The sequence below is a fragment of the Nonomuraea typhae genome, assembly GCF_009760925.1.
GTDB classification, from domain to species: domain Bacteria; phylum Actinomycetota; class Actinomycetes; order Streptosporangiales; family Streptosporangiaceae; genus Nonomuraea; species Nonomuraea typhae.
In genome coordinates, this window is sequence record NZ_VRLV01000002.1 from 1,037,711 (window position 1) to 1,063,237 (window position 25,527).

General features: G+C 71.1%; 18 protein-coding genes. 7 read left to right on the top strand and 11 right to left on the bottom strand.

Annotated features, from left to right (window positions below; all coding sequences use genetic code 11):
• The first annotated feature begins 125 nt into the window (after positions 1-125).
• Positions 126-983 carry an alpha/beta fold hydrolase gene (locus tag FVE25_RS11320; RefSeq protein WP_157246355.1) on the top strand — a complete coding sequence of 286 codons (858 nt, stop codon included), beginning with the start codon at positions 126-128 and terminating at the stop codon, positions 981-983.
• Here the strand turns inward: FVE25_RS11320 and FVE25_RS11325 are convergent.
• The 3 genes from FVE25_RS11325 to FVE25_RS11335 all read right to left on the bottom strand — a co-directional run bounded on the left by FVE25_RS11325 (position 949) and on the right by FVE25_RS11335 (position 4,060).
• Positions 949-1,536, bottom strand: coding sequence for a TetR/AcrR family transcriptional regulator (locus FVE25_RS11325; protein ID WP_157246356.1), 588 nt, complete (start codon positions 1,534-1,536; stop codon positions 949-951). The two genes, FVE25_RS11320 and FVE25_RS11325, sit on opposite strands and share 35 nt — an antisense overlap.
• Before the next feature lie 9 nt (positions 1,537-1,545).
• Complete coding sequence (locus tag FVE25_RS11330; protein WP_157246357.1) at positions 1,546-2,745, bottom strand: MFS transporter; 1,200 nt, start codon at positions 2,743-2,745, stop codon at positions 1,546-1,548.
• Positions 2,746-2,851: 106 nt separating this feature from the next.
• The gene (locus FVE25_RS11335; RefSeq protein ID WP_157246358.1) at positions 2,852-4,060 is read right to left on the bottom strand and encodes an amidohydrolase; all 1,209 of its coding nucleotides are present in this window, start codon (positions 4,058-4,060) and stop codon (positions 2,852-2,854) included.
• Between the two features lie 31 nt (positions 4,061-4,091).
• Between FVE25_RS11335 and FVE25_RS11340 the strand changes: the two genes are divergently transcribed.
• On the top strand, positions 4,092-4,454 hold the full coding sequence (locus FVE25_RS11340) for an ester cyclase (RefSeq protein WP_157246359.1): 363 nt from the start codon (positions 4,092-4,094) through the stop codon (positions 4,452-4,454).
• On the opposite strand, the gene FVE25_RS11345 is transcribed toward FVE25_RS11340, so the two are convergent.
• The 4 genes from FVE25_RS11345 to FVE25_RS11360 all read right to left on the bottom strand — a co-directional run bounded on the left by FVE25_RS11345 (position 4,414) and on the right by FVE25_RS11360 (position 10,118).
• Positions 4,414-5,796, bottom strand: coding sequence for an MFS transporter (locus tag FVE25_RS11345; protein ID WP_219825422.1), 1,383 nt, complete (start codon positions 5,794-5,796; stop codon positions 4,414-4,416). The genes FVE25_RS11340 and FVE25_RS11345 overlap by 41 nt on opposite strands.
• 77 nt (positions 5,797-5,873) lie before the next feature.
• Complete coding sequence (locus tag FVE25_RS11350; RefSeq protein ID WP_157246360.1) at positions 5,874-8,690, bottom strand: vitamin B12-dependent ribonucleotide reductase; 2,817 nt, start codon at positions 8,688-8,690, stop codon at positions 5,874-5,876.
• Positions 8,687-9,142 carry a transcriptional regulator NrdR gene (gene nrdR / locus FVE25_RS11355; RefSeq protein WP_157246361.1) on the bottom strand — a complete coding sequence of 152 codons (456 nt, stop codon included), beginning with the start codon at positions 9,140-9,142 and terminating at the stop codon, positions 8,687-8,689. Before nrdR ends, FVE25_RS11350 begins: the two co-directional genes overlap by 4 nt.
• Before the next feature lie 718 nt (positions 9,143-9,860).
• A complete protein-coding gene (locus tag FVE25_RS11360; RefSeq protein WP_157246362.1) occupies positions 9,861-10,118 on the bottom strand; it encodes a LysM peptidoglycan-binding domain-containing protein in 258 nt (85 codons plus the stop codon).
• 1,734 nt (positions 10,119-11,852) lie between these two features.
• Here FVE25_RS11360 and lexA point away from each other — a divergent pair.
• Both lexA and FVE25_RS11370 read left to right on the top strand, forming a co-directional pair.
• Positions 11,853-12,560 carry a transcriptional repressor LexA gene (lexA, locus tag FVE25_RS11365; protein ID WP_157246363.1) on the top strand — a complete coding sequence of 236 codons (708 nt, stop codon included), beginning with the start codon at positions 11,853-11,855 and terminating at the stop codon, positions 12,558-12,560.
• A gap of 544 nt (positions 12,561-13,104) precedes the next feature.
• Entirely contained in the window at positions 13,105-14,184 is a 1,080-nt protein-coding gene (locus FVE25_RS11370; RefSeq protein WP_246266914.1) for a MalY/PatB family protein, read from the top strand.
• Positions 14,185-14,313: 129 nt separating this feature from the next.
• On the opposite strand, the gene FVE25_RS11375 is transcribed toward FVE25_RS11370, so the two are convergent.
• Positions 14,314-17,475, bottom strand: a complete 3,162-nt coding sequence (locus FVE25_RS11375) for a S41 family peptidase (protein ID WP_157246364.1) — start codon at positions 17,473-17,475, stop codon at positions 14,314-14,316.
• Between the two features lie 147 nt (positions 17,476-17,622).
• Here FVE25_RS11375 and FVE25_RS11380 point away from each other — a divergent pair, with 147 nt between their 5' ends.
• Complete coding sequence (locus FVE25_RS11380; RefSeq protein ID WP_157246365.1) at positions 17,623-19,989, top strand: endo-beta-N-acetylglucosaminidase; 2,367 nt, start codon at positions 17,623-17,625, stop codon at positions 19,987-19,989.
• Here the strand turns inward: FVE25_RS11380 and FVE25_RS56240 are convergent.
• Together FVE25_RS56240 and FVE25_RS11385 are read right to left on the bottom strand one after the other, a co-directional pair.
• On the bottom strand, positions 19,986-20,111 hold the full coding sequence (locus FVE25_RS56240; protein WP_281367840.1) for a hypothetical protein: 126 nt from the start codon (positions 20,109-20,111) through the stop codon (positions 19,986-19,988). The genes FVE25_RS11380 and FVE25_RS56240 overlap by 4 nt on opposite strands.
• A 73-nt stretch (positions 20,112-20,184) precedes the next feature.
• Positions 20,185-21,084, bottom strand: coding sequence for an LLM class flavin-dependent oxidoreductase (locus FVE25_RS11385; protein ID WP_157246366.1), 900 nt, complete (start codon positions 21,082-21,084; stop codon positions 20,185-20,187).
• Between the two features lie 100 nt (positions 21,085-21,184).
• Here FVE25_RS11385 and FVE25_RS11390 point away from each other — a divergent pair, with 100 nt between their 5' ends.
• A complete protein-coding gene (locus tag FVE25_RS11390) occupies positions 21,185-21,523 on the top strand; it encodes a YciI family protein (protein ID WP_157246367.1) in 339 nt (112 codons plus the stop codon).
• Positions 21,516-22,727: an RNA polymerase sigma factor gene (locus FVE25_RS11395; protein WP_157246368.1), complete on the top strand. Its 1,212-nt coding sequence runs from the start codon at positions 21,516-21,518 to the stop codon at positions 22,725-22,727. The genes FVE25_RS11390 and FVE25_RS11395 overlap by 8 nt, the downstream gene beginning before the upstream one ends.
• 136 nt (positions 22,728-22,863) lie before the next feature.
• Here FVE25_RS11395 and leuS read toward each other — a convergent pair whose 3' ends face one another.
• On the bottom strand, positions 22,864-25,350 hold the full coding sequence (gene leuS / locus FVE25_RS11400) for a leucine--tRNA ligase (protein WP_157246369.1): 2,487 nt from the start codon (positions 25,348-25,350) through the stop codon (positions 22,864-22,866).
• Positions 25,351-25,527: the final 177 nt, after the last annotated feature.

A 25,527-nucleotide genomic window follows, 5' to 3' on the forward strand; every position in this document is an offset into this window, starting at 1 on the left:
GGTACTCAGATCAGTGGCGGGCCAGGAGGTCGGCGGCCAAGCGTCCTAATGGTAAATCAGCAAGTTGACACATTAGGTGGCGACACACTAGAACTAACGCATCTTCTCCGCTGGAAGGCATAGGCATGAGCACCCTCCACCGCTTCATCGACGTCGACGGCGTTCGCGTGTTCTACCGGGAATCCGTCCCGGACCGGCCGGACGCGCCCGTGCTCCTGCTGCTGCACGGCTTCCCCTCCGCCTCCCACCAGTTCCGGCGGCTGATCGACGAGCTCGGCGGGACGTACCGGCTCATCGCCCCGGACTCCCCGGGCTTCGGGCACACCGAGACGCCCGCGGGCTTCATCTACTCCTTCGACCGGCTGGCCGACGTCACCGAGGGGTTCGTGAAAGGGCTCGGGCTGAGCCGGTTCGTCATGTACGTCTTCGACTTCGGCGCCCCGGTCGGCTTCCGCCTCGCGCTGCGCCATCCCGAGTGGATCGCCGGGCTCGTCGTCCAGAACGGCAACGCCTACGAGGAGGGCCTGTCGGCCGGGGCCCGCGACTTCGTCGCCCTGCGCCCGGAGCAGCCCGGAGCCGAGGAGAAGATCCGGGGGCTGCTCACGCTGGAGGGCACCCGCGGCCAGTACGAGGGCGGCACCAGGGAACCCGCCACCGTCTCCCCCGACGGCTGGACCCTCGACCAGCACTTCCTGGACCTGCCCGGCCGCAAGGAGGCCCAGGTGGCGCTGGCCTTCGACTACCACTCCAACGTCGAGCAGTACGACCGGTGGCAGGAGTGGATGCGTGCGCACACCCCGCCCGCGCTGATCGTCTGGGGCCGCAACGACATGTTCTTCCCCGAGCCCGGAGCGCACGCCTACCTGCGCGACCTGCCCGAGGCCGAGCTGCACGTCTTCGACACCGGCCACTTCGCCCTGGAAGAGGACCTGGCCGGGATCGCCCCGCTCATCGCCCGCTTTCTCGACCGGGTGCCGTCGTGAGCAGGATCGCCCGCAGCACCTCCTCCCACTCCCGCGGACCCGGCGGCGCGTCGGTCAGCAGGGCCTGCATGAGCACGCCGTCGATGGTTCCGGCCAGGACGCGCAGCCGTACCGGGTCATCGGTGTAGCGGCGGCCGAACCGTTCGACCGCGGCCAGCCAGTGGCGGGTGGCGGCGCGCAGCTCGGGGCGGCGCGCGGCCAGCAGGTACAGCTCGAACTCGGCCAGCAGGCGCGCGGGCGCCGCGACCACCCGGCACATCAGCTCCGCCAGGTCGCACAGCCCCTCGACGGGGCCGGTGAATTCGTCGGCCAGGCGGCGCAGGCGCTCGGCGTCCTCCTCCATGCAGGAGGTCAGGGCGGCGGTCAGCAGGTCGTCGATGGTCTTGAAGTAGTACGCCGCGGCGGTGTACGGCTGGCCCGCCTCCTTGGCGACGGTCCGGTGGCTGACGCCGGCGACGCCGTCGCGGGCGACGACCCGGATCGTGGCCTCGATGAGCTCGCGTTTGCGCTGCTCGCCCTTGAGGCGGCGGCCGTCAGTGGTCGGCTCCGTCACGTTCCTCTCCTACCGCCCTTCTTCTACCCGCGCTTCTCCGACGCGGCCTGCGGCGAACAGCGCCAGGAGCAGCGCCGCCGCCCCGGCGGCGACCGCGACCCCGAAGCCGCTCGCCGGCCCGAAGCGGTCCACCAGCGCGCCCGACACCGCCGCGCCCAGCGCGATGCCGGCGCTCAGGCCGGTGATGGCCCAGGTCATCCCCTCCGTCAGGGCACCTGCCGGGACCGCCCGCTCGACCAGCCTCATCACCACGATCATCGTAGGGGCGAAGAACAACCCGGCCGCGAAGACCGCGGCGGCCAGCGCCGGGATGCCCCCGGCCAGCAGGAACGGCAGCGTGGTCAGCGCGGTCCCGGTCACGCTCAGCACCAGCAGCCGGGGCAGCGGCGTGGTCAGGCGCAGCGCGCCGAAGGCCAGACCGGCCAGCGCCGATCCGGCCGCGTAGGCGGCCAGGACGAGCCCGGCGCCCGCCGGCGCCCCGGCCTCGGCGGCGAAGGCCACGCTGACCACGTCCACGGTTCCGGCGATCACGCCTCCGGCCATGAGCAGGAGCGCCAGCAGCCTGACCGCCGGCGACCGGACGGCCGAGCCGGTCGCCTCGGCCGGGCCGTACCGCGCGACGGGGGGCTCGGTGCGCTTCTGGGGGGCCAGCAGCACGACGCCGGCGACCAGCAGGATGCCCGCGATCAGCGGCCCGGCCTCCGGGAACCACGCCGTGGACAGAGCCACCGACAGGGCGGGGCCGATGACGAAGGTCAGCTCGTCCACCACCGACTCCAGGGAGAAGGCGGTGTGCAGGTGACGGGAGCCCCGGTGCACGTAGGACCAGCGTGCGCGGACCATGGCGGCCAGGTTGGGCAGCGTCCCGGCCAGCGCGGCGCCGGCGAAGAGGGTCCAGGCCGGCAGGCCGTACCGGGCGCACAGCAGCAAGGCGGTCAGGCCGGTCACGCTGAGGACGGTGGCCGGCGGCAGCACGCGGCTCTGGCCGAAACGGTCCACCAGGCGGGAGACCTGCGGGCCGGCCAGGGCGGTGAACAGGGTGAAGGTGGCCGAGACGGCTCCGGCCAGGGCGTAACCGCCGGTCAGCTGCGACAACATCGTCAGAATGCCGATTCCGGCCATGGAGATGGGCATGCGGCCGATGAATCCGGCGGCCGAGAAGGCCAGGGCGCCGGGGGTTCTGAAGAGGGCCGCGTAGGGGTTGGCCATGAGGGCTCCCGGTAACAACTTGAACGAATGTTAGATTTTCTCCACCCTACACACGCAGAAGCGCCGCGCCCCCGGCCGGGAGCACGGCGCCTTGATTCACGAAATATCAGGACTCGCGGTAGTACGGCGTGGCGACCACGCCCTCCCCGCGCTCCTCCGAGAACGTGTACACCTCACGCCCGTTGACGAACACGCGCAGCGCCCTGCTCATGACGTCCAGCGGATCGCCCGACCAGATCACCACGTCGCCGTCCAGCCCCGGGGCCAGCGCACCCACCTGATCGGCCAGTCCCATGATCCGCGCCGGGTTGACCGTGATCGTGCGCAGCGCCTCCTCCCGGTCCAGCCCCTCCTTGACCGCCAGCGTCGCCTGGTGGACGAGGAAGTGGATGGGCACGACGGGATGGTCGGTGGTGATGGCCACCTCCACGCCCGCGCGGGCCAGGATGCCCGGGTTGCGGAGGGAACGGTGGCGCAGCTCGACCTTCGTCCTGCTGGTGAACAACGGCCCGATGATCACCGGGATCCGCCGCTCGGCCAGGATGTCGGCCAGCAGGTGCCCCTCGGTGCCGTGGTTGACGATCAGCTTGTAGCCGAACTCGTCGGCCAGGCGCAGCGCGGTGGCGATGTCGTCGGCCCGATGGGTGTGCTGGCACCAGGGCAGCTCACCGTCGAGCACCCTGACCAGCACCTCCAGCGTGCCGTCCCGGTCGAACGGCTTGCCCTCGTCCTCCGCCGCCGCCCGCTTGGCCCGGTAGTCCTGAGCCTTCATGAACGCGTCGCGGATGACCGCCGCGACGCCCTGCCGGGTCGAGGGCAGCTTCTTCTGGTCGCCGTACACCCGCTTGGGGTTCTCACCGAGCGCGCTCTTCACGCTGACCGGCTCGCGGATGAGCATCTCCTCCACGGTCCTGCCCCAGCACTTGACGGCCACGGTCTGGCCGCCGATCGGGTTGCCGGAACCCGGCTTGATCACCGCCGTGGTGACGCCGCCGGACAACGCGTCGCCGAAGCCCAGATCGGCGGGGTTGATGGCGTCCAGGGCGCGCAGGCGGGCGCCGTTCGGATCGGTCATCTCGTTGGTGTCCTGGCCGGCCCAGCCGTCGGCCTCCTCGTGCACGCCCATGTGCCCGTGGGCCTCCACGAACCCCGGCAGCACCCAGCCGCCCGCCGCGTCCACGACCTCGACGCCGTCCGGAATCCCGACCTCGGCGCCCACAGCGGTGATCTTCCCATCCTGGATCAGGACGGTTCCGCCCTCGATCGGCGCGCCCGTCACGGGCACGACATATCCCCCGGTAATCGCAACGTTCATGGAGGGCAACCTAGTGGGTAGGGCGGTGTTCATGAGGAACGGACTTTACGAACGCTGGCTGCTCGAGATGTGGAACGGCGACTTCGGCCTCGCCCACGACCTGGTCACCGACGGCTTCGTCGGCCACTGGCCGGGCATGGAGGTGCACGGCCCCGGCGAGCTCATCGAGGCCCTGAAGCAGGGCCACGCCCCCTTCGGCGACGTCGCGGTCACGCTGGACGTCGGCCCGATCGCCGCCGGGGACCTCGTCGCCGCCCGCTGGACGTTCTCCGGCGACTACCGGGGCCGCCGGGTCGCCTTCAGCGGCCACGACATCCTGCGCGCCGAGGGCGACCGGTTCGCCGAATACTGGGTCATGTCGGATGTGAAGGGGCTGGAGGCGCAGCTCGGTTGACGGCCCGGCGCATCGTGTAGGCCACCACCACGAGCACGACGAGAATCAGCCCCAGGTCGATCCCGGCCGCCCAGCGCATGGCCATGATGTAGCCGCCGCCCGCCGCCACGGCGAAGAACACCGCACCGATGACCGCGACCCCGCCCGCGCCCGCGAACTGCTGCGCCGTCGTCAGGAACCCGGCGGCGATGCCCGCCTGCCCCGGCTCGACCTCCACCAGCGCGGCTCCGATCAGCTGCGGCAGCACCAGCCCGTTGCCGGTCCCGACGATCACCAGCGCGGCGATCGTCGACGGCAGCCCCTGGGCCAGCAGCATCAGGATCAGCCCGAACGCCGCGATCCCGCCGCCGATCAGCACCACGCGCAAGCCGTACCTGCGCACGAGGCCCGTGCCGGTGAGAGAGGTGAGCGAGAACATCACCGCCATCGGCGCGAACGCCAGCCCCGCCTGGAAGGCCGTGAGCTCGTACCCGCCCTGCAGCAGCAGCGTCAGCGTGAACATGAACGAGACGAAGTAGGCGGTGAACGCGGTGACCGCGCCGACCCCGGCCAGGTAGGAGCGCACCTTCAGCAAGGCCAGGTCCAGCACGGGCTGCCCGCCGCGCCGGGCCAGCGCGTGCTGCCACCACGCCGTCAGCCCCAGCACCGGTACGGCTGCCGCCATCGCCGCCCACGCCCAGCCCATGCCGTGCCCCAGGCCGAGCGGCACCAGCACCAGCCCCAGCCCGAGCGCCAGCCCCGCGGCCCCGCGCAGATCCAGCCGGGCGTAGGACCCGGAGGCGGCCCCGGGCAGCAGCCTGGCCGCCAGCACCGCCGTCACCACCCCGATCGGCAGGTTGAGCAGGAACACCACCCGCCACCCCAGCCCGAGCACGTCGGCCGTCAGCAGGAGCCCGCCCAGCACCTGCCCGGCGATCGCCCCGACGCCACCGGCCAGCCCGTACCAGCCGACCGCCCGGGGGCGGTCCGCCGGCTCGTAGATCACCGGGATCATGGCCAGCACCTGCGGCACCATGATCGCCCCGGCCAGCCCCTGCAGCAGGCGGGCGGCGATGAGCTGAGCCGGGCTGACCGCCAGCCCGCACAACACCGAGGCCAGCGTGAAGGCGGCCATGCCGATGACGAACATCCGCCGGTAGCCGTACCGGTCGCCGAGACGGCCACCGGTGATCATGCCGGTGGCGAAGGTGAAGGCGTACCCGCCGACGATGAGCTCCAGCTCGGCCGGTCTCGCGCCCAGCTCCCGCTCGAAGGCGGGCGCGGCCACGTTGACCACGAAGAAGTCGAACTGCGCCATGAACCACGCCACGAGCAGCACTGCGAGCATACGTCCGCGTTTCACACGTTCACGCTAGGACCTCGAGCCCGGAGCAGCCGAAAGGGGGACCCGGAACCCCGGATCCCCCCTCGCCGTATCGGCTAGCTGCAGCCGCTGGTCGAGCCGCAGCCCTCACAGACGTAGCAGCTGCCCGCCGGGCGCATCTTCGTGCCGCACGTCATGCACAGCGGCGCGTCGGCGGTGAAGCGCTGGTGGCTCTCCAGCGTCAGCTCCTTGGCCGGCTGCGCGGGCGCCTCCGGCTTGGCCGCCTCTATCGGGGCCGACTGGGCCAGGAGCTCCCGGTCCACGCTCTCCTGCAGCGGCGCCGGGTCCTCGCCACGCTGCTGCGCGGCGCGCTCGGCCGCCGAGAAGATGCCCAGGGCCGCGCGCTCGTCGTAGGGCAGGTGGTCGAGGGCCAGGCGGCGGAAGATGTAGTCCATCACCGACGTGGCCATCCGGATGTCCGGGTCGTCCGTCATGCCCGCGGGCTCGAAGCGCATGTTGACGAACTTGCTCATGTACGTCTCGAGCGGCACGCCGTACTGCAGACCTATCGAGATCGCCACGGAGAAGGCGTCCATGACGCCCGCCAGCGTCGAACCCTGCTTGGACATCTTGAGGAAGACCTCGCCCAGACCGTCGTCCGGGTAGGACGAGGCGGTCATGTAGCCCTTGGCGCCGCCGACCGTGAACCGGGTCGTCGTGCTGGGGCGCTGGTTGGGCATGCGGCGGCGGGTCGGCCGGTTGACCTCGATGACCTTGACCTCGGGCTCCTCGGCGGCGGCCGTCTTGGCCTCCTCCTTCTTGCCCCCGGCCGACAGCGGCTGGCCGACCTTGCAGTTGTCGCGGTAGACGGCCAGCGCCTTCAGTCCGAGCTTCCAGCCCTCCATGTAGACCTGCTCGATGTCGTCGACCGTGGCCGACTCGGGCAGGTTGACCGTCTTGGAGATGGCGCCCGACAGGAACGGCTGCGTGGCGGCCATCATGCGCACGTGGCCCATCGGCGCGATCGCGCGCTCGCCCATCGCGCAGTCGAACACCTCGTAGTGCTCCTGCTTGAGGCCGGGGGCGTCGACCACGTGGGCGTGCTCGGCGATGTACTCGACGATCGCCTCGATCTGCTCCTGCTGGTAGCCGAGCTGCTTCAGCGCGCGCGGAATCGTCTGGTTGACGATCTGCATCGAACCGCCGCCGACGAGCTTCTTGAACTTGACCAGCGCGAGATCCGGCTCGATGCCGGTGGTGTCGCAGTCCATCATCAGGCCGATGGTGCCGGTCGGCGCCAGGAGGCTGGCCTGCGCGTTGCGGTAGCCGTTCTTCTCGCCCTGCTTGAGGCACTCCGACCACTGCTTCGACGCCTCGGCGTGGATCTTGGAGTCCATGATGCCGACCGTGCGCAGGTTGTCGTTGGCCGCCGCGTGCTTGCGCATGACGCGCTTGTGCGGCTCGGCGTTGCGGGCGTAGCCCTCATAGGCGCCGACCACGCCGGCCAGCTCCGCACTGCGGCGGTAGGAGACGCCGGTCATCAGGCTGGTGATGGCGCCGGCCACCGCGCGGCCGCCGTCGGAGTCGTAGGCGTGGCCCGTCGCCATCAGCAGCGCGCCCAGGTTGGCGTAGCCGATGCCGAGCTGGCGGTAGGCGCGGGTGGTCTCGCCGATCTTCTCGGTCGGGAAGTCGGCGAACGTGATCGAGACGTCCATCGCCGTGATGATCAGCTCGGTCAGCTTGACGAAGTTCGCGACGTCGAAGGAGTTGTCGTCCTTCAGGAACTTCAGCAGGTTGATGCTGGCCAGGTTGCAGGAGGAGTTGTCCAGGTGGACGTACTCCGAGCACGGGTTGGAGGCGGTGATGCGGCCCGTCTCCGGGCTGGTGTGCCAGTCGTTGATCGTGTCGTCGTACTGGATGCCCGGGTCGGCGCACTCCCACGCCGCCTGCGCCATCTTGCGGAAGAGATCCTTGGCGTCGATCTCCTCGATGACCTCGCCCGTCAGCCGGGCGCGCAGGCCGAACTTCTCGCCCTTCTCCACCGCGTGCATGAACTCGCCGGAGACGCGCACCGAGTTGTTGGCGTTCTGGTACTGCACGGACACGATGTCCTTGCCGCCCAGGTCCATGTCGAAACCGGCGTCGCGCAGGGCCCGGATCTTGTCCTCTTCGCGGGCCTTGGTCTCGATGAACTCCTCGATGTCGGGGTGATCCACGTCGAGGACGACCATCTTGGCCGCGCGCCGCGTGGCGCCGCCCGACTTGATGGTGCCCGCGCTCGCGTCCGCGCCCCGCATGAAGGAGACCGGGCCGCTGGCCGTACCGCCGCTGGACAGAAGCTCCTTCGAGGAGCGGATGCGCGACAGGTTGATGCCCGAGCCGGAACCGCCCTTGAAGATCACGCCCTCTTCCTTGTACCACTCCAGGATCGACTCCATCTGGTCGTCCACGGCAAGGATGAAACAGGCGCTGACCTGCTGCGGGGACTGCGTGCCCACGTTGAACCAGACCGGCGAGTTGAAGGCGAACACCTGGTGGGTGAGCGCGTACTTCAGCTCGTGGTCGAAGATCTCGGCGTCCTCGTCGGTGGCGAAGTAGCCGTGCTCCACCGCGGTCTTCGTGTACATGCCGACGACGCGGTCGACGAGCTGCTTCAGGCTCCACTCGCGCTGCGGCGTGCCCACGGCGCCGCGGAAGTACTTGGTGGTCACGATGTTGGCCGCGTTGACCGACCAGAACTCGGGGAACTCCACGCCCCGCTGCTCAAAGTTGATCGACCCGTCGCGCCAGTTGGTCATGACGACGTCGCGGCGCTCCCACGTGATCTCGTCATAGGGATGCACGCCCGCCTTGGTGAAGATCCGCTTCATCTTCAGGCCCTTGCGAGGCTTCCTGCCTCCGCGCGCCTCTGAACCGCTGACCGTCTCCGTCATGACTCCCCCTTCTCCGCCTTCAACTGTTCGATCTCGGCCTCGAAGTCCGCCAGGCTCTCGAAACCGCGATATACCGATGCGAACCGCAGGTACGCCACCTCGTCCAGCTCCCGCAACGGGCCCAGGATCGCCAGCCCCACCTCGTTGGAGGGGATCTCCGCCGCGCCCCTGGCCCGGATGGCCTCCTCGACCCGCTGCCCCAGCTGGGCCAGCGAATCCTCCGTCACCGGCCTGCCCTGGCAGGCCCGCCGTACGCCCGCGACGACCTTGTCCCGCGAGAAGGGCTCGGTCACCCCGCTACGCTTGCTCACCATCAGCAGGACCGTCTCCTGGGTGGTGAACCTGCGCCCGCACTCCGGACAGGTACGGCGGCGCCGGATGGCCGCGCCGTCGTCCGTGGAACGGCTGTCGATGACCCTCGTGTCGGGGTGGCGACAGAACGGACAGTGCACGCTGCTTTCGCCTCCTCGAACGTCCGCGTAAAGCGGTTGTCCCCGTACGCTCGCGCACACCCCACGGCTGACCATGGAGCAGTCACGGAAACACAAGGTGTGGTGAACTACATCGGTGTAACTACTAGATGTTGTGGTCCAACCGTAGAAGCGCGGGACCATGAACGCAAGTTGGCGACGCGCTTCCGGCCGAAGTCGCTGATCAGCGCGGTGATGGGTGTTCCAGCCGGGCGTGTCGCGGTCAACAACCTGGGGATGTGGAGTGTTCCCGTGGTTGTTTTCGCAGGTGGAGTGGGGTTTGCCGGCGAGGCTTGTCGATCTTGATTGGGTGCGGGAAGCCCTTGTGCGGCGGGGGTTTCCGTGGTTCTCCCGGGGTTTCTGAGGGGCTCAGGGCGTGGGGGGTTCGTGGGGCTCCGGGGAGTGCTGTGGCGCTGTCCGCGGGCAGTGGCTTTTTGGTACGGCCGGCGGGTGCGAGGCCCTCCCGGACGGCGTTGGCCGGCGGCCGGGGGTGGCTCGTAGGTGAAGGCGGCACGGCCGGAAGTACCGACCGGAACGGCGCAAGGCCGGACCCGCGAGACGCGAGGCCCGGCCGGTGAGCGCCGGAGCAGGTGCCCGGCCGGCGAGTGCCGGAACAGGTGCCCGGCCGGCGAGTGCCGGAGCAGGCGCCCGCCAGTGAGTGCCGACCGCCGAACGAGCGGACGCTTATCCCGCGGCCGGATCAGCGATCGGACGGGATGTAGAGCTTGGTCCCGGGCCGGATCAGGGAACTCCGCAGCCCGTTCAGCCGCATGATCTCGTCCGCCACCGCGGTGGCGTCGTCAGCAGGCGAGACGGCGTCGGCGATGGTCCACAAGGTGTCGCCCGGCCCGACCACCACCCAGGGCAGCCCCGCATGACTGGGCACGGGCTGCCCCACGGACGCCAGGCTCACCGCCCGCGTCCCGAGCCAGAAGCCGCCCAGGGCCAAGGCCGCCACGACAACCACCAACGCCGCCCTGCCGCGCCGCGTCAGCCGTACCGGAGGCCGCGGCCGACCAACCCGCTCCCCACGCCCACCAACCCCGCGCCGCCCGGCCTTACGCTCCCCAACCCCGCGCCGCCCGGCCTTACGCTCCCCAACCCCGCGCCGCCCGGCCTTACGCTCCCCAACCCCGCGCCGCCCGGCCTTACGCTCCCCAACCCCGCGCCGCCCGGCCTTACGCATCCCAGCTCGGCGAGCCTCAGGTTCTTGCCTCCCAGCCCCGTGCACCTCAGACCGGCCAACCTCGGACTCCCGGGCCCTGGCCCCACGCATCGCGGCGCCACGGACCCCAGACTCCTGCCTTCCGGACCCGCGCTTTCCGGACGGACGCCCCTCAGACTGGCCGCGCTCCGATCCGCGCCCGCCAGCCTGTGAGCGCCGCCCGCCCGGCCGGGTGTCCGCCACTCCGACGTCCCCGGGAGCCCCCGCAGCCCCGGCGACACCTCCCGTGGCGATCTGCCCGACCGAAGCTCTGCGCCGGCCGCTGCCCTCCTCCGCAGACGGCCCCGCCTGGGTGTAGGGGCCCGCCTGGGTGTAGGGGTCCGCCTCCGCATAGGACCTCGCGTTCGCGTACGGCCCCGCCTCCGCATACGGCCCCGCGTTCGCGTACGGGCCCGCCTCCGCGGAAGGCCCCACGTTCGCGTACGACTCCGTATTCGTGGACGGCGACCCCGTATTGCCACGCGAAGCCGCCCCGCACCCCGCGCCGCTGTCTGCGCGTGAGCGCGCGTTGGGCTGAGAGTTCGCATGGTCCCGAGGGGCAGGCGTGTGATCCCGAGAGTCCGATTCCGTTTCGGGACGCGGCGGTGGGACCAGCCAGAGGGTCGGACCGCCCGGACGGCCGCGACGTACGCGGACGGGACGTGAGCCCTGCCCGCCCGCGTGCGCCACGACCCGCTCGTTGCCCTCCCCGGAAACCGGGCCACCATCCTCCGGACCCGTACGCCGTGTCCCCGCCACACCAACCTCCCCGCACCCGGAGGCACCGGTGTCCGAGCGCCGCCGCGCCGTACGCGCACCGACGTCACCGCGAACCGAGCCGTCACCGCGAACCGAGCCGTCACCGCGGACAGAGCCGTCACCGCGAACTGAGCCATCCCGACGGGCTGAGCCATCACCGCGGGCCGGGCTATCCCCGTGCGTCGGGACGTTCCTGCGGGCCGGGACATCCCTACCAGCCGGGGCGTCCCCGCCAGGCGAGGCGTCCGCGCGTGGCGAACGGCGTCGGCCCGGGCGGCCTGTGGTCTCCCCGTGTGCAGGGGCGTCGCTGTTCGAACGCCGTGCCGGGCGATCCCGGTGAGGGGCGGCGTCGGTGTTCGAACGCTGCCCCCCGGCGGCGTTCGAACGGGTGTTGCCGGCGGCACGCCGGGACCCGGCCAGGACGATGTCGGCGATCAGGGTGAGCCCCTGGACGTCGTCGCTGGTCGGCTGTGTGGTTGTGGTCGCTCGCACGATTGGCCTCCCGCCCCTGTGGCCTCCACAAAAGGCCCAATAAAGATCGGCAAATCGAACACGGTGTCGATCGAACTCCCGTACGATGTTGTACACCACGCTGGCGACATTTTCGAGGAAGACTCGAACAATTGTTTGAGGATGATCTTCGACGGCGATATCGTCGCTGTGTGCGACATGAAGACCACAGGCCGGCAGGCCCGCCGGAGAGGCGGTCCACCGGGCGAGGAGGAGAGCATGAGCGAGCGGGATGACGCAAACGGGGTCAGCGACCTCGCGGTGCGCCGGCGTGACTCCCTGGGGCTGACCCCACGGCAGCGCAAGATCCTCGAGGTGATCCGCGACTCCGTCCAGCAGCGCGGTTATCCCCCGTCCATGCGGGAGATCGGCGAGGCCGTCCAGCTGACCAGCACGTCCAGCGTGTCGCACCAACTGACGGCCTTGCAGCGCAAGGGCTACCTGCGCCGTGACCCCCACCGTCCGCGCGCTCTGGAGGTGCGGCTGCCGGGCGAGCCCGTGCTGTGGGTGGACCCCGACGCCACCGACGAGGAGCCGTCGGTCAGCAGGCCGACGGCGGCGTACGTCCCGCTGGTCGGCCGGATCGCCGCCGGTGGCCCGATCTTGGCCGAGGAGAGCGTGGAGGACGTCTTCGCCCTGCCCAAGCAGCTGGTCGGTGAAGGCACGCTCTTCCTGCTCCAGGTCACCGGTGACTCGATGATCGAGGCCGCGATCGCCGACGGCGACTGGGTCGTGGTGCGGCAGCAGCCGGTCGCGGAGAGCGGTGACATCGTGGCCGCCATGATCGACGGCGAGGCCACGGTGAAGACGTTCAAGCGCAAGGACGGGCACATCTGGCTGGTCCCCCACAACTCCAACTACGACCCGATCCCCGGTGACGAGGCGAGCGTCCTGGGCAAGGTCGTCGCGGTGCTCCGCCGCCTCTGACGCCCCACGCCCTGCCCGGCGCCCACACCCAGGCGCCGGGCACGCACGGGAGCGCGTCTCCTGCGCACATAGGGCCCTTTGGGGGTGGTGGTTCCTGCCTGCGCACAAGCCTCTGGGTGGTGCGTGCCTGCGCACAAGCGCTGGCGGTCAGGTACGGCGGCGCGGGTGGCACACGAGCCATTGCGAGACCACAGGATGCGCTGGCCCGAGGACCAAGCAGGCGTCACACGAGCGGATAGCCAGGTCGCGGGATCCGCCAACCGGGGGACAAAGCAGACATCGCAGGAGCGCATGGTCAGCCCACGGGATGTGCCAACCCGAGGTCGGGCGCGAGGGCGGGCTAACGCGAGGGCGGGCTTGCGCGAGGGTGGCACTGCCCGCTTGCGCGAGGGTGGCATTACCAGGAGGCCGGCCAATGTGGCGGCGGGCTGGAGCCGGGTTGTGAATGTGAGCGTAAGTCGGGCACGGCCCCATGCTGAAGTCCTGAAAAATCCAGCTAACGCCATCCAGATCTACCAAAATCCGGTCAAACTACAATGACCCGGTGAAGCGCGATGGATTGAAGTGGACCCGCGTGGCCCCGGGGGTGATCCCCGCCTGGGTGGCGGACATGGACCTGCCCACCGCACCGGCCGTCGTGGAGGCCCTGAAGGCGCGAGCCGAAGGCGATCTCGGTTACCCCACCTGGCTGGACAGCTATCAGGCGGGCCCCATCTCCGAGGCGTTCGGGGAGCGCATGGCCGCCCGTTACGACTGGACCCCGGACATCGGGCACTGCCGTACCTACAGCGACATCAACCAGGCCCTCCAAGTCTTCCTGCACATCTGGACCAAGCCGGGCGACGGGGTGGCGCTCCACACCCCGGCCTATCACCCGTTTCTGGGCACCCTCGCCACCATGGACCGGCCGCTGCACCCCATCCAACTGGAGCCGGACGGCGAGTCGTGGGGGTGCGAGGTGCCCGATCTATCCGGGTGCAAGGTCCTGTTGCTGGTCAACCCGCACAACCCGACCGGCAGGGTCTTCACCCGCCAGGAGCTCGAACTGCTGGCCGAGCACGCCGAGCGGCACGACCTGCTGGTGTTGTCGGACGAGATCCACGCCGACCTGACCTACGCCCCCCACCGGCACATCCCGTTCGCCACGATCCTCCCGGACCGCACCGTCACCCTCACCTCCGCCACCAAGGCGTTCAACCTGGGCGGCATCCGCTGCTCGATCGCCCACGTGGGCAGTCCGGCGGCCCGCAAGGCGCTGGAGGAGCAACCGCCCTTCCTGTACGGCTCGGCCGGTGTGTTCGGCGTCGAGGCCACGGTGGCCGCCTGGCGACACGGCGACGCGTGGCTGGAGCAGACCCTGGCCCTGCTCGACCGCAACCGGTCGGCGCTGGCCGCCCGGCTGCCCGCAACCGTCCGCTACCGGATCCCCGAGGCCACCTACCTGGCCTGGCTGGACGTGGGCCGTCCCGGCCTGGCCGAGGTGCTGGAACGCGAGGCCAAGGTGCTGCTGAACGACGGCGCCCTCTTCGGCCCCGGCGGCGACGAGTACGTACGGCTCAACTTCGCCACGACGGAGGCCACGCTCACCGAGATCCTCGACCGCCTCGTCCCAGCCCTGTCCTAAAACGGAACCGGAAACGGAAACGGAAACGGGAACGGGAACGGAACCGGCACCGGCACCGGCACCGGAAACGGAAACGGAAACGGAAACGGACGGCCCGCCCCCGGAAGGAGGCGGGCCGGTGATCACCCGCTAGGCCGGGACCGGCGGCAGGTCCGGCGGCGTGGCGGCGGGGCGCTCGTCAAGGGCGGCCAGGGCCAGGTCGATGGCCCGGTCGAGCTGCGGGTCCCGCCCGGCGACCCGGTCCTGCGGCGTGATGACCACCTCCACGTCGGGGTCCACGCCGTGGTTCTCCACGCCCCACCCGTGTCCTTCGAGCCAGAACGCGTACCGCGGCTGGGTGACGACGGTCCCGTCCACGAGCGCGTAGCGGGAGTCGATGCCGATGACGCCGCCCCAGGTCCGGGTCCCGACCAGCGGCCCGATGCCGCGGATCTTGACCCCGGCGCTGACGATGTCCCCGTCGGAGCCGGCGAACTCGTCGGTGACGACGACAATGGGCCCGCGTGGCGAGTCCTCGGGGTAGCGGCGGGGTTCGTAGCCGCGTGCCCGTGCCCATCCGGAGACGCGGCGGGACAGCTTTTCCAGCACGAGCTCGGAGGTGTGGCCGCCGCTGTTCTCGCGGACGTCGACGACCAGCCCGTCGTGGTCCATCTCGGTGCGCAGGTCCCGGTGGAACTGGGCCCACCCGGAGGCGATCATGTCGGGCACGTGCAGGTAGCCGAGGCGTCCGCCCGACTGCTCGCGGACGTGCGCCCGGCGGTTCTCCACCCAGTCGTGGTAGCGGAGCTGGGTCTCGTCCGAGATCGGGGTGACGACGACGCGCCGCGGGTCACCGCCGGCGGCCGGCCGTACCGTGAGCTCGGTGGGCTGGCCCGCGGTGCCGGCGAGCGAGGCGAGGGGGCCGCGGACGGGGTCCACGGGACGGCCCCCGACGGCGATGACGGCGTCGCCTTCCCTGATCGCCACGCCGGGGGCGAGCAGGGGTGAGCGGGCGTCGTGGTCGGAGCTCTCGCCGGGCAGGATCCTGCTCACGCGCCACACGCCGTCGTCGTCGCGGGCTAGGTCGGCGCCGAGCAGGCCCTGGCGGCGCCTGGGGTCGTAGCCGCCGCCGTTGGGGCGGGCGTAGGCGTGGGAGGTACCGAGCTCGCCCTGGACTTCCCAGAGCAGGTCGATGAGCTCGGAGTAGGCGCCGAGCCGGTCGACGAGGGGCGCGTAGCGTTCGAGGGTGCCCTGCCAGTCGACGCCGTTCATGTCGGCCCGCCAGAAGTGGTCGCGCATGAGGCGGCCGGCTTCCCAGTAGCTCTGCCGCCATTCGGCGACGGGGTCGACGGTGACGGTGACGCGGTCGAGGTCGATGCCGACGACGTCGTCGCCTTCGGTGGCGGCGCGGGTCTGGAGGCCGTTCTTGCCGTTGGTGACCAGGCGGCTGCCGTCGCCGCTGACCTCGAAGGAGCGGTATTCCTTGCCGAGTTCGGACTTGGCGCGCTTCTTGAGGTCGTAGCGCTCCAGCACGATCTCGGGGGTGGCTTCGCTGCCGTCGCCGAGCTGGCCGGTGAGCGGGTGGCGCAGCCACAGGAGGGCGTCCTTGGCGGTGCGCAGGTTGCCGTAGCGGCCGGAGGGCACCGGGACGGGCACGATGCGGGCGGCGAGGCCCTCGGGGTCCACTTCGGTGCGTGGCGGCTCGTCGCCGTTCTTCTTCTCCGCGCCGGACTTCGCGCCCTTGTCCTCGTCCTCGCCGTTGAAGCCGCGCCCCTGCAGGCTCGGGTCGAAGGGGCTGGGCGTGGTGGCCTGCAGCGGCACGATGTACGGCCGGCACGCGTTGGGGAACGACAGGTCGAACACGTGGGAGTCGTAGACCGGGTCGAAGGTCCGCATGGACAGGAAGGCCAGGTGCTTGCCGTCCTTGGTGAAGACGGGCGAGTAGTCGGCGAAGCGGGGCGGGGTGACCTCGATGGTGCTGGTGCCGTCGATGCGCCCGATCTTGATCTGGGACAGCGGGCTGGGGTGCGGGTGGACCCAGGCGAGCCAGGCGGAGTCGGGGGAGAAGGCCAGGTCGTCGATGTCGCCGTGGGCGGTCCGGTCGAGTTCGCGCTGGTCGCCGCTGTCGAGGTCGATAATCAGGAGGCGCCCGTCGTGGGTGGCGACGGCGGCGTGTTTGCCGTCGGGGGCGGCGACGAGGTCGAGGACGCGGCCGAGTTCGCCGGCGGCCAGGGTGCGGATGTCGCCGCCGGGGACGCCGATCTCGAGGGCGTCTTCGCCGGTGGCGTCGGAGACCCAGATGGCCCGGCCGTCGGCGTCGAGCGTGTTGGGCAGCCGTACGCGGACGCCCGCTTCGGCGCGCAGGGCGCCGGCGGGCCCGTCGCGGTGGGTGAGCCAGTGGGCGGTGCCGCGGATTTCGACGGCGCTGGCGCGGCCGGTGGCGTCGGGTGAGTAGCCGCCGACCCGGCTGGGCGCGGGCCGCTTGGCGCGGGCGGGGCGCGGGCCGCCGAGCGTGATGTCGAGCTTGCGGGGCTCGGCGGTGAGGCTGTCGAGCAGCCAGAGGTCCCCGGCGTGGCTGTAGATCACGCGTTGCCCGTCGGTGGCCGCGTGCCGGGCGTAGAAGCCCTCGTGGGAGGTGTGCCGGCGCAGGTCGCTGCCGTCGGGCAGGGCGGAGTGGATGTTGGCGGTGCCGTCGGCGTCGGTGAGGAAGGCCAGCCGGTCGCCGATCCACATGACGCAGGCGTATTGGGCGGCGGAGTCGGCGAACATGCGGGTGAACTCGCCGTCGCCGGTCGCGTCGGCCCAGATCTTGCCCGCGGTGCCGCCGCGGTAGCGCTTCCAGTGGGAGGGTTCGCGCCAGACGGACGAGACCGTGGCGACGCGGGCGCCGCTGGTCGCCGCTTCGCTGACCCATCCGTACGGCAGGCGGACGGCGGGCCCGCCGTCCAGGGGCACGGCGTGGGCCCAGGTACGGCTGCGCCCGGCCTGCCCGGCCGCGGTGACGGCCAGCACGTCGCCGTCGGCGGTCCAGCCGCGTACCTGGGTGGTGTGGTCGCCCCAGAAGGTCAGCCGGTCGCCGGCGGCTCCGTCGATCTCCGCGGCGTAGGCTTCGGGGGCGCCTTCGCGGGTGCCGGTCCAGGCGATGCGGCTGCCGTCGGGTGAGAACCTGGGATGGTTCACCGGGGCGCGGTCGGCGGTGAACCGCCAGGCTCGGCCGCCGCTCAGGGGGGCCAGCCAGACATCGTCGTCGGCAACGAAGGTGACCAGGTCACCGTGCAGATGCGGGTATCTCAGGTATGCGCCATTTGTCACATCTGAACACTAATGCTCCATCCCATCGTGACGCTCTTGCTCGCTATCGGCGAAACACCGCGCTAAAGCGCTCTAGTACCACAACGGATAGTCAAGTACCGTCTCCAGCGCAGGTTGCTAAAGGGATTTAGCATCAAGGAGCCCTCCATGACCCGTCGTCTGTTACCCCTGCTGTGCGGGGTTCTGCTCGCGGCCACGCTGGTCGCGCTCCCCGCGCAGGCCGCTCCCGGCGATCAGCCCCACGCCTCCTACTGGCACCCGGATTCGATCCTCACCTGGGATCCGGCTTCCGACCCCGACGCCCGGTTCAACCGCTCGCGCGTGCCGCTGCGCCCCCGCGTCTCCGACCCCGCGCTGAAGGCCAACGCCGACGCCCGCGCCGGCGAGGGCCGCGTCGCCGCCCTGGCCGCCTTCGCCCCCACCTCGGGCAACCCCTCGCAGGGCGCCCTGGACCCGAACTACTACGCCTTCACGTACTGGCAGTACATCGACACCCTGGTCTTCTGGGGCGGCTCGGCCGGTGAGGGCCTGATCCTCGCCCCCAACCCGACGGTGATCGACGCCGCCCACCGCAACGGCGTCCGGGTCTACGGGACCGTCTTCTTCCCGCCCACCGCCTACGGCGGCCAGATCCAGTGGGTGCGCGACTTCGTCCGGAAGCAGGGATCGACCTACCCGGTCGCCGACAAGCTCGCGCAGGTGGCGCGGCACTACGGCTTCGAGGGCTGGTTCATCAACCAGGAGACCGCCGGCGGCGACGCCGCGCTGGCCACCGAGGTGCGCAACGTCATCTCCTATCTGCGCGGCAAGGGCATGCAGGTGATGTGGTACGACGCGATGACCGAGTCGGGCGCCATCTCCTGGCAGGACGCGCTGACCAGCGCCAACGACAGCTTCTTCCAGGCTTCCAACAACATGTTCATCGACTTCGGCTGGTCGGGCCTGACCTCTTCCCGCGACCTGGCCCGGACGCTGGGCCGCAGCGAGTTCGACCTCTACAGCGGCATCGACACCGAGGCCAACGGCTACAACACCGGCGTGAACTGGAACGCCGTCTTCCCCGCGGGCCGGCCGCACGTGACCTCGCTGGGCATCTACCGCCCCGAGTGGACCTGGAAGGCGTCCAGCGGCCCCGCCGACTTCCGCACCCGCGACTCCCGCTACTGGGTGGGCGCCAACGCCGACCCGTCCGACACCACGACCACCTCCTCGTGGAAGGGCCTGGCCCACCACGTCGCCGAGTCCAGCCCGATCACCGCCAAGCCCTTCGTCACCGGCTTCAACACCGGCCACGGCGACTTCTACAACGTGGGCGGCACCCGCGTGCGCACCGGCGGCTGGAACAACCTGTCCCTCCAGGACGTCCCGCCCACCTACCGCTGGATCATCACCTCGCCCGGCACGAAGCTCACTCCGTCGATCGACTACGGCGACGCCTACGAGGGCGGCTCCTCCCTGCGCCTGAGCGGCACGCTCGACGCCGCCAACACCCTGCGCCTGTTCCAGACGCGCCTGCCGGTGGCCGCCGACACCAAGCTGTCGGTCGTGGTGAAGACGCCGGAGGCGGGTGCGACCCGGCTGAAGGCGGCGCTCTCCTTCACCGACGCCCCCACGACCTTCACCACCCTGGACCTCGGCTCGACCACCGGCACCGGCTGGGAGCGCAAGGTCCTCGACCTGTCGGCGCACGCGGGCAAGAGCATCGCCCAGCTCGCCCTGCGCGCCGAGGGTACGGCGGGCCCCTACGACGTCCGCGTGGGCCAGCTTGCGCTCTACGACGGCGCCGTGGACGTCCCGGCCGCCCCGTCCGGCGTGAGCGTGCTCGGCACGACGGACGTCTCGGCCACCCGCAAGTCCCTCCGCCTGGCGTGGACCGGCTCCGGCCGGCCCCACCACTACGACGTCTACCGCCGCGACCCGGATGGCACCCGCACCTACCTGGGCGCCACCCCGAACGACGCCTACTTCGTGCCCCAGCTCGACCGCGCGGGCGGCGAGACCACCACGACCATCGACGTCGAGGCGGTCAGCGCCGAGTACGGCCGCTCGGCCCCGGCGACCACGACGGTCTCCTGGGGCGGAGGCACGGAGGCCAACCTGGCCCTGAACCGCCCCGCCACGGCCTCGGGCCAGTGCAACGCGAACGAGGGCCCGGCCAAGGCGGTCAACGGCAGCGTGAGCGGCGGCAACTCCGACAAGTGGTGCGCCCTGACCGGCGCCAAGTGGCTGGAGGTGGACCTCGGCGCGGTCAGGTCGCTGACCAGGTTCACCGTCAGGCACGCCCAGGCCGGGGGCGAGTCCGCCTCGTGGAACACCCGTGCCTTCACCGTCCAGACCAGGTCGAGCACCTCCGAACCCTGGAACACCGCGGTCACGGTGAGAGCCAACACCGCCGCCGTCTCCGACCACCCGGTCGCGACCGGCGCCCGCTACGTCCGCCTGAACATCACCACGCCGGCCCAGAACGGCGACCCGGCCGCCCGGATCTACGAGTTCGAAGCCTGGGGCGGCTAGGCCCAGCCGCGCCGGCCGCGCTGGACGCGGGTGCGGACGCGGCCAGGTCCATGAGCCGTGATCAGCTCGATCGGCAGCCGGTCGGCGACACGTACCCGCGTCCCGTGCCGGAGGGAGGCCATGGCCGTACGCAACTCCTCACGGCCGACGGTGAGGAGCGCGACGGCACGGCGGCGATGGAGGCGGGCGGGCCGCTCAACTCCGGGTCAGCTGGTCGGTGACGGCCCCGATCAGTTCGATCTGGTGCAGGAAGTCGCTGCCGTCGAGGCCGAAGCCGACCTCGTCCGCGCCCGCCTCGGCGAAGGCGTGGACCCGCTCGGCCGCCTCGGCCGGTGAGCCGCTGACCGTCGCCTGGCGGACCTCCTCCGGAGACAGCCGGAAGAACTGGGCCAGCATGGACTCCATGGCCTCCCTGGCGGCGTGGTCGTCCCCCAGCACCGCGTGCGCCCCCAGGTGGACGAACGGCATCGGCCTGCCGTACTCCTCGGCGAACTCCCGCAGCCTGGCCAGCGCCGCCTTGAGCTGGGCGGGCGTCATCCCCGAAGGCACCCAGCCGTCGGCGTGGCGGGCCACGCGGCGCAGCCCGGCCTCACTCGGGCCGGCGCCGACCAGGATCGGGGGTGCCTGCACGCCCGGGGCGAGGGTGACCTCCGCGCCGTTGACCACCGTGGGCTCGCCCGCGATCAGGCCGCGCACCACCGCCAGCGTCTCGTCCGCCGCCCTGCCGCGGTTGCCGGCCGCGCCGACCGCCGTCCAGAACGGCGAGCCGGGAAAGCCGCCGATGCCGAGGCCCAGCCGTACCCTGCCCTGCGACAGGTACTGCAGCGTCTGCACCTGAGCCGCCAGCATCGCCGCCGGGCGCGTGGGCGCGGACAGCGCCCCGAAGTCCAGGCGCACCCGCTCCGTGACCGCGGCCGCCGTCGCCAGGGTGACCACGCTCTCCAGCGCCGTCGTGCCGTCGCCGATCAGGACGTCGGCCGCGCCCACGGAGTGCACGCCCACCGCCTCCGCCAGCCGGGCCGCCTGGGCGACGCCGTTGGGGCCGAGCTTCACGATCTCGTCCATGGCCGGGAGGCCGACTCCGATCTTCACCATGCGCTCCACTGTGCAACCTCAACTCGACTTGAGGTCAACGGGCTGTCGAATCCGGGCGGCCTCGTTCGTGTAAGAGATATCCGAGGGAAAGGACAGTGACGTGAACTACCTGCTCGCGATCTACCAGCCCGACGGCGAGCCGCCGAAGGAACTGCTCGACGAGGTCATGCCCCGCGTCTTCGCCTGGGACGACCAGATCAAGGCCGCCGGGAAGTGGGTGTTCGCGGCCCCGCTGCACCCCGCCTCCACCGCGACCGTCGTCCGCGCCGGGGACGGGGACCTGCTCATGACCGACGGCCCCTTCACCGAGGGCAAGGAACACCTGGGCGGCTTCACCGTCATCCGCGCCGACGACCTCGACGACGCCCTGGAATGGGCCGGCAAGCTGGCCGAGGCGACCGGACTGCCCATCGAGGTCCGCCCGATCCACGGTGACTGACCAGGTCGAACGCGTCTTCCGCGAGGAGTACGGCCGCGCGGTCGCGGTCCTGGTGCGCGCCTTCGGCGACATCGACGTCGCGGAAGAGGCGGTCCAGGACGCCTTCGCGACCGCGCTGCGCCGCTGGCCAGAGGACGGCCTGCCGCCCAGCCCGGCCGGCTGGATCATCACCACCGCCCGCAACCGGGCCGTCGACCGGCTGCGCAGGGAGTCCTCCCGCCAGGACCGGCACGCGCAGGCCGCGCTCCTGCACGCCTCCGGCCAGGAGCCCGCCGAGGAGGGACCCGTGCGCGACGAACGGCTACGCCTCATCTTCACCTGCTGCCACCCGGCGCTGGCCAGGAACGCCCAGGTCGCGCTCACCCTGCGCCTGCTCGGCGGCCTCACCACCGCCGAGATCGCCCGCGCGTTCCTGGTGCCCGAGCCGACCATGGCCCAGCGCCTGGTCCGCGCCAAGGGCAAGATCCGGGACGCGCGCATCCCCTACCGGGTGCCGCGCCCGGCCGACCTGCCCGCCCGCCTGCGCTCGGTCCTGGCCGTGATCTACCTCGTCTTCAACGAGGGCTACACCGCCGGGGCCGGCGACCACCTGACCCGCCAGGACCTGTGCGCGGAAGCCATCCGGCTCGGGCGCGTGCTGGCCGGCCTCATGCCGGACGAGCCCGAGGTCACCGGATTGCTGGCGCTCATGCTGCTGATCGAGTCCCGCCGCCCGGGCCGCACGGGGGCCTCGGGCGAGCTGGTCCCGCTCACGGCACAGGACCGCACGTCATGGGATCAGGCCCTCATGGCAGAAGGACGCGATCTGGTACGGCGCTGCCTGCGCCGCGGGCAGCCCGGGCCCTACCAGATCCAGGCGGCGATCAACGCGGTGCACAGCGACCCGCCGCCCACCGACTGGGGACAGATCCTGGCCCTGTATGACCGGCTGCTGGCGATGACGCCCACCCCGGTCGTGGCCCTCAACCGGGCCGTGGCGGTGGCCGAAGTCTCCGGGGCCGCTCCGGCTCTGGCTCTCGTGGACGCGCTCGACCTGGAGGGATACCACGTCTTCCACGCGGTCCGGGCCGACCTGCTGCGCCGCCTGAGCCGCCCTGGGGAGGCGGTCCTGGCCTACGAACGGGCGATCGCGCTGACGGGCAACCAGGCCGAGAAGGCGTTCCTGCGGCAGAGGGCCGCGGCCCTGGCTGACGAAGGGCCGTGACGGCGGGCCATGGGTCCGACGTGAGAAGCGACCCCCACGATCGGCGCCCGCCCGGGTCGGCGGGTGGTGTGGGGGTGGCTTCGCCGTACCTTCTGGAGGGGCGGCACGCCCACGTCGGCGGGACGCGGGCGTGGCCTCACGGAACGATGTTGACCAGCTTCGGCGCGCGGACGATCACCTTGCGCGGCTCACCCGACAGGAACCCCTGCACCTTCTCCGAGGCCAGGGCCAGAGTCCTCAGCTCGTCCTCGGAGATCGTCGGAGCCACCTCCAGCCGGTCGCGGACCTTGCCGGCCACCTGCACGACGCAGGTCACCGAGTCCTCCACCAGCAGCGCCGGGTCGGCCACCGGCCAGCCGGCCAGCGCGACCGAGCCGCCCGTGTGGCCCAGGCGCTCCCAGCCCTCCTCCGCGGTGTAAGGGGCGATCAGCGACAGCATGACCGCCAGCGACTCGGCCGCCTCGCGCACCGCCGGGTCGGCGGCGCCGGGACCCGAGTCGATCGCCTTGCGGGCCGCCGAGGTCAGCTCCATCATGCGCGCGATCGCCACGTTGAACCGGTAGGACTCGATCAGCTTGGTGACCTCGTCGATGGTCTTGTGGGTGACCCTGCGCAGTTCGAGGTCACCCGCGGCGACGTCGGCGCCCAGGTCACTGGCGACCTCGTCTATCACGCGGAAGGCGCGGGCCAGGAACTTCTGCGAGGCCTGCGGCGAGACGTCGGCCCAGTCGATGTCGTCCTCGGGCGGGCTGGCGAACAGCATGGTCAGCCGGACCGCGTCGACTCCGAAGTCGTCGATCTGCTTGCCCAGGTCCACGCCGTTGCCCAGGGACTTCGACATGGCCTTGCCGCCGTTGATCACCTGGCCCTGGCCCAGCTGGCGCATGAACGGCTCGGTGAAGTCGACCATGCCCATGTCGTGCAGGACCTTGACGAAGAAGCGGGAGTACAGCAGGTGCAGCACCGCGTGCTCGACGCCGCCGACGTACATGTCGATCGGGCCCCACTCGCGGACCTTCTCCACGTCGAACGGGCCGTCGGTGTAGTGGGGGTCGACGTAGCGCAGGAAGTACCAGGCGGAGTCGACGAAGGTGTCCATCGTGTCGGTGTCGCGCTTGGCGGCGCCGCCGCACTTGGGACAGGACACGTTGACCCACTCGGTCGCCCCGGCCAGCGGGGAGATGCCCTTGGGCGCCAGGGCCTCGCCGCGCAGGTCGGGCAGCGTGACCGGCAGCTGGTCGTCGGGGACCGGGACCTCGCCGCAGTCGGCGCAGTGGATGATCGGGATCGGCGTGCCCCAGAAACGCTGGCGGGACAGCAGCCAGTCGCGCAGCCGGAAGTTGATCGTGCCCTTGCCCCGGCCGCCGGCCTCCAGGATCCCGATGATCTTGGCGATCGCCTCGGCCTTGGACAGGCCGTCCAGCGGGCCCGAGTTGACCAGCTTGCCCTCGCCCGGCGTCGCCTCGCCGCTCTCGCCGGGGTCGGCCAGGCCGGTGTGCACGACGACCCGCACCGGCAGGCCGAACTTCCTGGCGAAGTCCAGGTCGCGCTGGTCGTGGGCGGGCACCGCCATGATGGCGCCGTGGCCGTAGTCGGCCAGCACGTAGTCGGCCGCCCAGACCGGGATCCGCTCGCCGTTGACCGGGTTGATCGCGTAGCGGCCCAGGAAGACGCCGGACTTGTCCTTGTCGGTGGACAGGCGCTCGATGTCGCTCAGCTTGGCCACCTCGGCGCGGTATGCCTCGAAGGCGGGCCGGTGCTCGTCGGTGACGATCTCGTTGGCCAGTGCGGCGTCCACGGCGACCACGAAGAAGGTGGACCCGAACAGGGTGTCGGGCCGCGTGGTGAAGACGTGGACCGGCTCCTCGCGGCCCTCGATCTCGAACGCCACGTCGGCGCCCTCGGAGCGGCCGATCCAGTTGCGCTGCATGCTCAGCACGCGCTCCGGCCAGCCGCCCTGCAGCTGGCTCATGTCGTCCAGCAGGCGCTGCGCGTAGTCAGTGATCTTGAAATACCACTGCGTCAGCTCGCGGCGGACCACCTCGGCCCCGCAGCGCTCGCACCGCCCGGCCACGACCTGCTCGTTGGCCAGCACGGTCTGGTCGTTGGGGCACCAGTTGACCAGTCCGCCCTTGCGGTAGGCCAGGCCGCGCTCGAAGAAGCGGTTGAACAGCCATTGGTTCCAGCGGTAGTACTCGGGGTCGCTGGTGTGCAGGCGGCGCGACCAGTCGAAGGAGATCGCGTAGCGCTTGAAGGAGTTGGCCTGGACGTCGATGTTGGCGTAGGTCCACTCGGCCGGGTGGGCGTTGCGCTTGATCGCGGCGTTCTCGGCGGGCAGGCCGAAGGAGTCCCAGCCGATGGGGTGCAGGACGTTGTAGCCCTTCTGGAACCAGTAGCGGGCGACGACGTCGCCGATGGCGAACACCTCACCGTGACCCATGTGCAGGTCGCCCGAAGGGTACGGGAACATGTCGAGCATGTAGCGGCGCTCGCGGGGGTCGGCGGCGTCCTCGCTGGCCCGGAACGGGTCTTGCTCCTCCCATCGCTGCAACCACTTGGCCTGCAGCGCCTGCGGGTCGTACTCACTCACGGCGTTGTCCTTCTGGTTTGATTCTGACCCCATAAGAAAACCCCTCGTGTCACAACGAGGGGCTGCCGCGACGGCGAGATCTCAGGGCCGTCGCGGCCCGCTAAGAAGCAGGGTCGCGGAACGCATAGGTCAAGCCTAGCGCACCTCTTCGGAAGAATGCCGGGACTACGCGTGGGTTGACCGGCAGAATGGGCCCTCCCGGTCTCATGA

Coding starts and splice junctions, on each gene's coding strand:
- FVE25_RS11350 (WP_157246360.1), bottom strand. CDS start 8,690: ATGACGGAGACGGTCAGCGGTTCAGAGGCGCGCGGAGGCAGGAAGCCT.
- FVE25_RS11340 (WP_157246359.1), top strand. CDS start 4,092: ATGAGGAACGGACTTTACGAACGCTGGCTGCTCGAGATGTGGAACGGC.
- FVE25_RS11380 (WP_157246365.1), top strand. CDS start 17,623: ATGACCCGTCGTCTGTTACCCCTGCTGTGCGGGGTTCTGCTCGCGGCC.
- FVE25_RS56240 (WP_281367840.1), bottom strand. CDS start 20,111: ATGGCCTCCCTCCGGCACGGGACGCGGGTACGTGTCGCCGACCGGCTG.
- lexA (WP_157246363.1), top strand. CDS start 11,853: ATGAGCGAGCGGGATGACGCAAACGGGGTCAGCGACCTCGCGGTGCGC.
- FVE25_RS11320 (WP_157246355.1), top strand. CDS start 126: ATGAGCACCCTCCACCGCTTCATCGACGTCGACGGCGTTCGCGTGTTC.
- leuS (WP_157246369.1), bottom strand. CDS start 25,350: ATGGGGTCAGAATCAAACCAGAAGGACAACGCCGTGAGTGAGTACGAC.
- FVE25_RS11385 (WP_157246366.1), bottom strand. CDS start 21,084: ATGGTGAAGATCGGAGTCGGCCTCCCGGCCATGGACGAGATCGTGAAG.
- FVE25_RS11330 (WP_157246357.1), bottom strand. CDS start 2,745: ATGGCCAACCCCTACGCGGCCCTCTTCAGAACCCCCGGCGCCCTGGCC.
- FVE25_RS11335 (WP_157246358.1), bottom strand. CDS start 4,060: ATGAACGTTGCGATTACCGGGGGATATGTCGTGCCCGTGACGGGCGCG.